At 73.8% G+C, this 7931-nt stretch carries 10 protein-coding genes; 7 read left to right on the top strand and 3 right to left on the bottom strand.

What is annotated here, in order from left to right; translation table 11 throughout:
* Positions 1-368: hypothetical protein (locus tag A6Q81_RS14300; RefSeq protein WP_286690876.1), on the top strand; the 368-nt coding region annotated here is incomplete at its 5' end.
* Here A6Q81_RS14300 and A6Q81_RS14305 read toward each other — a convergent pair.
* On the bottom strand, positions 369-1049 hold the full coding sequence (locus tag A6Q81_RS14305) for a uracil-DNA glycosylase (protein ID WP_286690877.1): 681 nt from the start codon (positions 1047-1049) through the stop codon (positions 369-371).
* 101 nt (positions 1050-1150) lie between these two features.
* Between A6Q81_RS14305 and A6Q81_RS14310 the strand changes: the two genes are divergently transcribed.
* Together A6Q81_RS14310 and A6Q81_RS14315 are read left to right on the top strand one after the other, a co-directional pair.
* Entirely contained in the window at positions 1151-2374 is a 1224-nt protein-coding gene (locus tag A6Q81_RS14310) for an MFS transporter (RefSeq protein WP_286690878.1), read from the top strand.
* Between the two features lie 77 nt (positions 2375-2451).
* A complete protein-coding gene (locus tag A6Q81_RS14315; RefSeq protein WP_067854100.1) occupies positions 2452-3159 on the top strand; it encodes a GAP family protein in 708 nt (235 codons plus the stop codon).
* Between the two features lie 25 nt (positions 3160-3184).
* Here the strand turns inward: A6Q81_RS14315 and A6Q81_RS14320 are convergent, their stop codons facing one another.
* Complete coding sequence (locus tag A6Q81_RS14320) at positions 3185-4642, bottom strand: alpha,alpha-trehalose-phosphate synthase (UDP-forming) (RefSeq protein ID WP_067854103.1); 1458 nt, start codon at positions 4640-4642, stop codon at positions 3185-3187.
* Positions 4643-4716: 74 nt separating this feature from the next.
* Positions 4717-5760 (bottom strand): Gfo/Idh/MocA family protein, encoded by a 1044-nt coding sequence (locus A6Q81_RS14325; protein WP_067854106.1) that lies wholly within the window; start codon positions 5758-5760, stop codon positions 4717-4719.
* 73 nt (positions 5761-5833) lie between these two features.
* Between A6Q81_RS14325 and A6Q81_RS14330 the strand changes: the two genes are divergently transcribed.
* The 4 genes from A6Q81_RS14330 to A6Q81_RS14345 form a co-directional block, all read left to right on the top strand.
* Positions 5834-6130 carry a DUF3263 domain-containing protein gene (locus tag A6Q81_RS14330; protein ID WP_067854109.1) on the top strand — a complete coding sequence of 99 codons (297 nt, stop codon included), beginning with the start codon at positions 5834-5836 and terminating at the stop codon, positions 6128-6130.
* Positions 6131-6144: 14 nt separating this feature from the next.
* Complete coding sequence (locus A6Q81_RS14335; RefSeq protein WP_286690879.1) at positions 6145-6717, top strand: LytR C-terminal domain-containing protein; 573 nt, start codon at positions 6145-6147, stop codon at positions 6715-6717.
* 48 nt (positions 6718-6765) lie between these two features.
* Positions 6766-7584 carry a trehalose-phosphatase gene (gene otsB, locus A6Q81_RS14340; RefSeq protein WP_067854117.1) on the top strand — a complete coding sequence of 273 codons (819 nt, stop codon included), beginning with the start codon at positions 6766-6768 and terminating at the stop codon, positions 7582-7584.
* Positions 7581-7931 (top strand): hypothetical protein (locus tag A6Q81_RS14345; RefSeq protein ID WP_286690880.1); only part of this gene is annotated, 351 nt, incomplete at its 3' end. The genes otsB and A6Q81_RS14345, both read left to right, overlap by 4 nt.

Consider the following 7931-nt stretch of genomic DNA (forward strand, 5'->3'; position numbering starts at 1 on the left):
ATCACGCCAATTACCGCGGCAGCTCCGTCCCTCCCATCAGCGCTTCGTCCACCGCGCGGGCGCATTGGCGGCCTTCCTACGAGGAGTGGAATTTCGAGATCGCCAACACGTCTGCCGAAGAACAGACGCTCCGCATCTGTCCGTCCGATATCGATCGGATAGCGCTCGACCCTGCGCGCACGACGCACCGTGCCTTCGCCGTGGCATTCGACGGCGATAGCTGGCGCTTCGGGTGTATCGAGAAGCGCCTTCAGGCCGGGGACGCCGTGTCGCTGCGGGCGTATACGCGTCCCTATGGCACGCCCGGTTCCGGTCGCACGCTGGTGCTTCGCGACGCCAGCGGGATGGTGATACCCGCTACAAGCTGATTACACCCGCCAATCCACCGCACCGCGCCCGCTTTCTTCCAGAAACGCGTTCGCGCGGCTGAAGGGGTGTGAGCCGAAGAAGCCGCGCCGCGCCGAGAGCGGGGAGGGATGCGCCGACTCGAGGCACGGGACGTCGCCGAGCGCCGGCCGCAACGACTGCGCGTCGCGGCCCCAGAGCACGGCCACGAGCGGGTGGCCCGCCGCGTGGCGGCGTACGAGCGCGTCGATGGCGGCCGAGGTGATCGGCTCCCAGCCCTTGCCGCGGTGCGACGCGGGAGACCCGGGGGCGACGGTGAGGGCGCGGTTGAGCAGCATGACGCCGCTGTCGGCCCAGCCCGAGAGGTCGCCGTGCCGCGGCGGGACGATGCCGAGGTCGTCGCGCAGCTCGACGTAGATGTTGACCAGGCTGCGCGGCAACGGCCACACGTCGCGCTCCACCGCGAAGGACAGGCCGATCGGGTGGCCGGGCGTGGGGTAGGGGTCCTGCCCGACGACGAGCACCTTGACGTCGGCGAACGGCTCGCGGAAGGCGCGCAGGATCGCGTCGCCGGCCGGGAGCCAGGGACGGCCCTCGGCCGTCTCGCGGCGCAGCACGTCGCCGAGGCGGTGGATCTCGTCCTCGACCGGGGCGAGGGCGTCGGCCCAGCCGGGCCCGACGACGTCGCGGAGAGGGTGCGGCATGTCCCGCATTCCACCAGACGCTGGGGTGTCGTCGCCCGCCGCCGTTGCCCTGACCACCGCCGAGGGCCGACGTCGCGGCGACGTCTAGACTGCTCGGCGCAGTGTCAGCCATCACCGCGTACCGCACGCTGCTGCGGATCGTCGGGCCCGCCTACGTCGTCGTAGCCTTCCTCGGGCGAGTTCCGCTTGCCATGAGCCAGATGGGCACGCTGCTGCTGGTCAGCGCCGCGACGGGACGGTACGCGCTCGGCGGTGCCGCGGCGGGAGCCCTGGCCGTCGCGAACGCCGTCGGCGCCCCGTTCTTCGGCTCGCTCGCCGACCGGGTCGGGCAGCGACCGGTGGTCCTGGCGCAGTCGTGGGCGGGCGGCGCGGGGCTCGCCGCGATCGTGTGGACCACGCAGGCGGGTGCGTCGCCGGCGGTCATCGTCGCCGTCGCCGCGCTGGCCGGTCTCGCGACGCCGCAGATCGGGCCCCTCGCCCGGGTCCGCTGGCAGCCGATCACGAAGGACGTGCCCGACCAGCGTCGCCTCGTCGACGCGGCCTTCTCCTACGAGGGCGCCGCCGACGAGGTCTCGTTCGTGCTCGGTCCGGCCACCGTCGGCCTGCTCGCCGTCGTCGTGGCACCGGGCGACGCGCTGCTCGTGGCGGGCGGGGTGCTGGTGGCCTTCGGCTCCTGGTTCGCGCTGCACCCGACCGCGGCGCTCACGCGGCCCGAGTCCGGCGCGGCGCGGTCGACGGCGCCGGTGCTGACGGCGGTGCTCGGCGTGCTGGCGCTCGCGCAGCTCTGCATCGGCATGGTCTTCGGCGCGACCCAGACGGGCTCCACGGTGCTGGCCACCGCGCAGGGCGAGCCCGGGCAGGCGGGCCTGATCCACGCGACGCTGGGCGTCGGGAGCGCCATCGCCGGGCTCGCGATCGCGGCGCTGCCGGAGCGGATCGGGTACCCGACGCGCATGGTCGCGTCGGCGGCCGCGCTGCTCGTCCTCTCGGCGCCGCTGCTGCTCGTGCAGACGATCGGCCAGCTCGTCGCCGTCATCGCCCTGCTCGGCTTCGCGGTGGCGCCCTACATGATCAGCAACTTCGCCATGGCGGGTGAGGTGGTCGTGCCCGAGCGGGTGGGCACGGCCATGACGCTGCTCGCCGGGGCCACCGGGATCGGCTACGCCCTGGGCTCGACGCTCGCCGGCCGGCTTGCCGACCTCGGCGGCCACACCCCGGCCTTCGCGGTCACCGTGTCCGCGACCGCGCTCGCCCTCGTCGTCTCGGTCCTGTTCCGGGCGCGTCGCGGCCGCGGCGGCACGCGTCCGGACGTCCGTACGGCCTGAGCGATCCGGCACGCGCCCGGCTGCCGCGACCGCCACCGGATGTGGCACGGTCGTGACGTCGAGGAGAGGGAGGCGTCGTGACCTGGGCCGTGCTCGGTGGGCTGGTGCTGCTCGCCCTCGTCGACAGCACGAGCGCCGGCACGTTGCTGCTCCCGCTCTGGATGCTGGTCGCCCCACGGGTGCGGCCGAATCGGGTGCTGCTGTTCCTCGCCACGGTGGCGGTGTTCTACGCGGCGGTCGGCGTGGTGCTCCTGCTCGGCGTCGATGCCGTCCTCGACGCGGTCTCAGGCGCCGGAGACGCCCTCGCCCGCAACCGTCCGCTGGCCGTGGTGCAGCTGCTGGTCGGCGCGGCGCTGTTCTGGTGGAGCTGGCCCCTCGAGCGACGTGCCAAGGAGCGCGGTGGTCCGAGCCCGCGCGCCGTGCGGTGGCGGGCGGCGCTGCAGGGCGAGGGGGTGCCGGCGCGCACGACGGTGCTCGTCGCGCTCGTGGCGACCGTCCTCGAGCTGGCGACGATGCTGCCCTACCTCGCCGCGATGGGCCTGCTGTCGCGGTCCGGCCTCGAACGACCCTGGCAGCTCCTCGTGCTGCTCGGGTACGTCGCTGTCATGGTGCTGCCGGCCCTCGTGCTGCTCGCCCTGCGTCTGGTGGCGGCGCGCCGGGTGGAGCCGTGGCTCGAGCGCATCGACGCGTGGATGACGGCCCGCAGCGGCGTCGCGATGAGCTGGATCGTCGGCCTGGTGGGCTTCCTGGTCGGTGCCGACGCGCTGTCGCGCCTGACGACCTGAGCCGTCCCGGACGTCGCCGTCCTCGTCAGCGGCGCCGCGTGGTCGTCTCGGGGTTGTCGCGCGCGGGTCGCGGCGTCTTGTCGTGCGTGTGGCGCACGGTGCGCAGGTCGTCGAGGAAGCGCGTGGCCCACAGCTCGATGTCGTTCTCGACCACCTGCTTGCGCATCGCCTTCATGCGGCGGGTGCGCTCCTTCTCGGGCGCGCGGATCGCCTCGAGCAGCGCCTCCTTGAGACCGTTGATGTCGTAGGGATTCACCCGGTACGCCTGGCGCAGCTCGGCGGCCGCCCCGGCGAACTCGCTCAGCACCAGGGCGCCGTCGTCGTCGTAGCGGCACGCCACGTACTCCTTGGCGACGAGGTTCATCCCGTCGCGCAGCGGCGTCACGACCATGACGTCGGCCGCGCGGTACAGCGCCGCCATCTCCTCGCGCGGGTAGGAGGCGTGCAGGTAGGTGATGGGCTGCGCGCCGATCCGCCCGACGTCGCCGTTGATGCGACCGACGAGGCGGTCGATGTCGTCGCGCAGCAGCCGGTACTGCTCGACGCGCTCGCGCGACGGCGTGGCCACCTGCACGAAGACGGCGTCGTCGACGTCGACCGCACCCTCGGTGACCAGCTCGCCGAACGCGCGGAGCCGCTGCCGCAAGCCCTTGGTGTAGTCGAGGCGGTCGATGCCGAGCAGCACGCACCGCGGGTTGCCGAGGCTCTCGCGGATCTCGGCGGCGCGGGCGACCACCTCGGGTCGGCGCGCCATCTCCTCGAACCCGGCCGCGTCGATCGAGATCGGGTAGGCGCGGGCCGTGACCGTCCGCCCGTCCTCGAGGTAGACCGTGTCGCGGTGCGTCTTGTGCCCGACCCGCTGACGCACCAGGCGGACGAAGTTCTGCGCCGCCCCCGGGAGCTGGAAGCCGACGAGGTCGGCGCCGAGCAGCCCCTCGAGGATGGAGCGGCGCCACGGCAGCTGCTGGAAGAGCTCGTTGGGCGGGAAGGGGATGTGCAGGAAGAAGCCGATGCGCAGGTCGGGGCGCAGCTCGCGCAGCATCTGGGGGACGAGCTGCAGCTGGTAGTCCTGCACCCAGACGACGGCGTTGCGCCGCGCGATCCGCGCCGCCTTCTTGGCGAAGCGACGGTTGACCTCGACGTAGGACTCCCACCACTCGCGGTGGAACTCCGGCGGGGCGACGACGTCGTGGTACAGCGGCCAGAGCGTCGCGTTGGAGAAGCCCTCGTAGTACTCCTCGTACTCCTGGCCGGTCAGGTGCACCGGCACGAGGGTGATGCCGTCGTGCTCGAACGTGCGCAGCTTCTCATCTGGTGCGCCGTGCCAGCCGATCCACGCGCCACCGTTGCGTCGCATGACGGGCTCGAGCGCCGTCACGAGACCACCGGGGGAGGTGCGCCAGGTGGTGCTGCCGTCGGGCTGGACCACACGATCGACGGGCAGCCGGTTGGCGATCACCACGAAGTCAGCCGTTGCCGCCATGCCCCCACCCTAGGGGGTCGCGCCGACGTCGCCCCTCGACGACGCACCTCGACGTCACGCGCGTCGGCGTCGGGTCAGGCGCGCGTGCGGACGCCGACCTGCTCGAGGATCGTGTCCATCAGCTCCTGCAGCTGCACGGTCGCGTCCAGCGGCAGCAGGTCAGACTCGGTGCGTCCCGCGCGCAGGCACGCGGCGACCTCGACCGCCTCGTGGGCGTAGCCCCGGCCGATCACCGGGACGTCGATCGTCTCGGCGTCGTCGCCGCGCACGAGGGTGAACGACGTGGGGTGGTGGAAGCGCCGCCCGATCTCGATGCGTCCCTCGGTGCCGGCCACGGAGGCCGTGTTGTCGGACTGCGCGAGCTGCGTCCACGCCAGGCTCGAGACGGGCTCGACCCCACGATCTCCGCACCCGTCGTGCACCAGCGTGGCCCCGCCGGCCACGTCGAAGCCGCGCTCGTGCAGCGCCCCTGCGGCGGCGACGGTGTGCGGCTGGCCGAGCAGCAGGTGCGCGAACGTGAGCGGGTAGATGCCGATGTCGAGCAGTGCGCTCGCACCGAGCTCGGGCTCCCACAGCCGGGCCACGTCGGGGTCCGCGACGAAGCCCAGCTCGGCCCGCACCTCGCCCAGCTCTCCCAGCGCGCCGTCGCCGACGAGCCGCTGCACCTCCCGGATCACGGGGTTGGTGCGCATCCACATCGCTTCCGCGAGGAACAGACCGCGCTCGCGTGCGTGCTCGACCAGCCGTCGGCCGCTCGCGGCGTCGAGGGTCAGCGCCTTCTCGCACAGCACCGCCTTGCCCGCGTCGAGGCACAGCGTCGCGTCCTCCAGGTGGCGTCCGTGCGGGCTGGCCACGTAGACGACGTCGACCTCGGGGTCGGCCGCGAGCTCCTCGTAGCTGCCGTAGCCGCGGGCGTCGGCGGAGCCGTGCTCGGCCACGAAGGCCCGCGCCCGCTCCACGTCGCGCGAGCCCGCGGCGACGACCTCGTGGTCGTCCAGCAGGGCCAGGTCGCGGGCGAAGCTGCCGGCGATCTTGCCGGTCGCGAGCACGCCCCAGCGCAGCGGGCGGTCGGCGGGGACGGGCGCGGCAGGTACGGGTGCGGCGGGGGTCGGCGACATGTCCCACGCATACCAGACGATCCCGTCGCCGAAGCGAATGACAGGCGTGTGATTCCTGGGTTACGATCGGGCCATGAGTGCAGCGGAGCAGCCGACCCACGAGACGGCACGCCCCGGCGACACCCTGACCGAGCGCGATCTGGAGATGCTCGCGATGGAGCGGCTGTGGTGGCAGTTCGCGGGGGCCAAGGAGCAGGCCATCCGCGAGAAGTTCGACATGTCCGCCACCCGCTACTACCAGCTGCTCAACGCGCTGATCGACCGCGACGACGCCCTCGCCTTCGACCCGCTGCTGGTCAAGCGACTGCGTCGGCTGCGGGCCCAGCGCCAGCGCAGCCGGTCGGCGCGACGCCTCGGCATCGACCTCTGAGACGCGGGCGGCTGGTGTCCGACCACCGACGCACGGTGACGCGCCGGGCGTTCGTCCTGCCGTCCTGGGCGCTCGTCACGTCCGCCGTCGTCGTCCTGCTCGGTGCCGGCTGGCTCGGCTGGATCGTCGTCGAAGGCGACGACACCGCAGCCGTCGCCGCGCCGACGTCGAGCCCCTCGAGCACGACCAGCCCCACCGCCTCGGCCTCGCCGAGCGCGTCGCCCAGCCCCACGCCCAGCCCGACGCCGAGCAGGACGCCGAGCCCCAGCCCGTCGCCCACGCCGACCCCCACCCGGACCACGCCGCCCGTCGACCGTTCCGCCGTGCCGGTCTCGGTGCTGAACGCCACCCGGACGCCCGGCCTGGCCCGGTCGGCCGGCGCCACCGTCACCGCGCGTGGTTGGACGCTCGCGGGTGTCGGCAACTGGCGCGGCTACGTGCCGGCCAGCACCGTCTACTACCCGGCCGGACGCGAGGCCGAGGCGCGGCAGCTCGCCGCCGACCTGGGCGTCTCGGCGGTCGCCCCGGCACCCGCCGGCATCAACCGGCAGCGCCTCACGCTCATCGTCGTGGCGCCCGTCACCTGACCCCAGGTCACGACCCGTGCGGCCCCGTCGCAGTGTCATGATGCTGGGGTGCCTGCGGCAGATCCCCTGACGACGTCCGACGTCCCGGCCTCCCTGCTCGTCGAGCCCGAGCGCATCCTCCTCGGCCTCGACTTCGACGGCACGCTCGCGCACGTCGTCGACGACCCGACACAGGCGTTCGCGCACCCCGACGCGGTGTCGGCGGTCGCGCGGCTGGGCCACGTGCTGGGCCAGGTCGCGATCATCACCGGTCGCCCGGTCGACCAGGCGCTCGCGCTGAGCGGCTTCTCCGGCATGCGCGGCCTCGAGCACCTCGTCGTGTGCGGGCAGTACGGCGCCGAGCGGTGGGACGCGGCCACCGGCACGCACCTGCGGCCCGACCGCCCGGCGTCGGTGGCCCGGCTCGCGGAGGTGCTGCCCGCCTGGCTCGCCGCGCACGACGCCGCGCACGTGCGGATCGAGGACAAGGGGCTCGCCGTCGCCGTCCACACGCGCGGCATCGACGCCGGTCTCATCCACGCGCTCGATGCCCCTCTGCGCGCCCTGGCCCACGAGCTCGACCTCGAGGTCGAGCCAGGTCGTCAGGTGCTCGAGCTGCGCGGGCACGCGACCGACAAGGGCGTGGCGCTGCGCGGCCTGCTCGCGGAGACGGGACTGCGCCGGGTCGTCTACGCCGGCGACGACCTGGGCGACCTGCCCGCCTACGACGCCGTCGACCAGCTGCGCACCGACGGGGGCGAGGGGGTGCTCGTCGCGTCGGCTTCGGGGGAGCAGGACGCGCTCGTCGGCCGGTCCGACGTCGTGCTCGACGGCCCCGACGCGGTGGCCGCGTGGCTGACCGCCTGGGCGGACGCGCTCGACGCGTGAGCATCCACGGCGCCGCCGACGGCTCGTGGGTGGGTCGTGGCACGCACACGCGCTGGACACGCGTGCGCACGGTCGTGAACTGGGCGAACCTCAGCACGCCGGTCGGGCTGCTGGCGGCACGCGCCGGCGGGGCGAGCCTGCACCCCATCGGTCGGGGTGTGCTGGTCGCCACCGGGTGGCGCTGGCGGCGCGCCGGTGTCGACGCGACGACCGTCGGGTCGGTCGTGCTCACGCCGCGCGCCGTCGCCTGGCTGCGGGCGCGACCGGCGCTGGTGCGTCACGAGGACCGCCACGTCACGCAGTACGCCTGGCTGCTGGGGCCGGTGTTCCTGCCGCTGTACCTGCTC

It is taken from the genome of Aeromicrobium sp. REDSEA-S38_B2, from assembly GCF_001628525.1.
In the GTDB taxonomy this organism is placed as follows: Bacteria; Actinomycetota; Actinomycetes; order Propionibacteriales; family Nocardioidaceae; genus Aeromicrobium; species Aeromicrobium erythreum.

Excerpts from the sequence above, each read along its gene's own strand:
- A6Q81_RS14305 (WP_286690877.1), bottom strand. The coding sequence starts at position 1,049 with ATGCCGCACCCTCTCCGCGACGTCGTCGGGCCCGGCTGGGCCGACGCC.
- A6Q81_RS14320 (WP_067854103.1), bottom strand. The coding sequence starts at position 4,642 with ATGGCGGCAACGGCTGACTTCGTGGTGATCGCCAACCGGCTGCCCGTC.
- A6Q81_RS14330 (WP_067854109.1), top strand. The coding sequence starts at position 5,834 with ATGAGTGCAGCGGAGCAGCCGACCCACGAGACGGCACGCCCCGGCGAC.
- A6Q81_RS14325 (WP_067854106.1), bottom strand. The coding sequence starts at position 5,760 with ATGTCGCCGACCCCCGCCGCACCCGTACCTGCCGCGCCCGTCCCCGCC.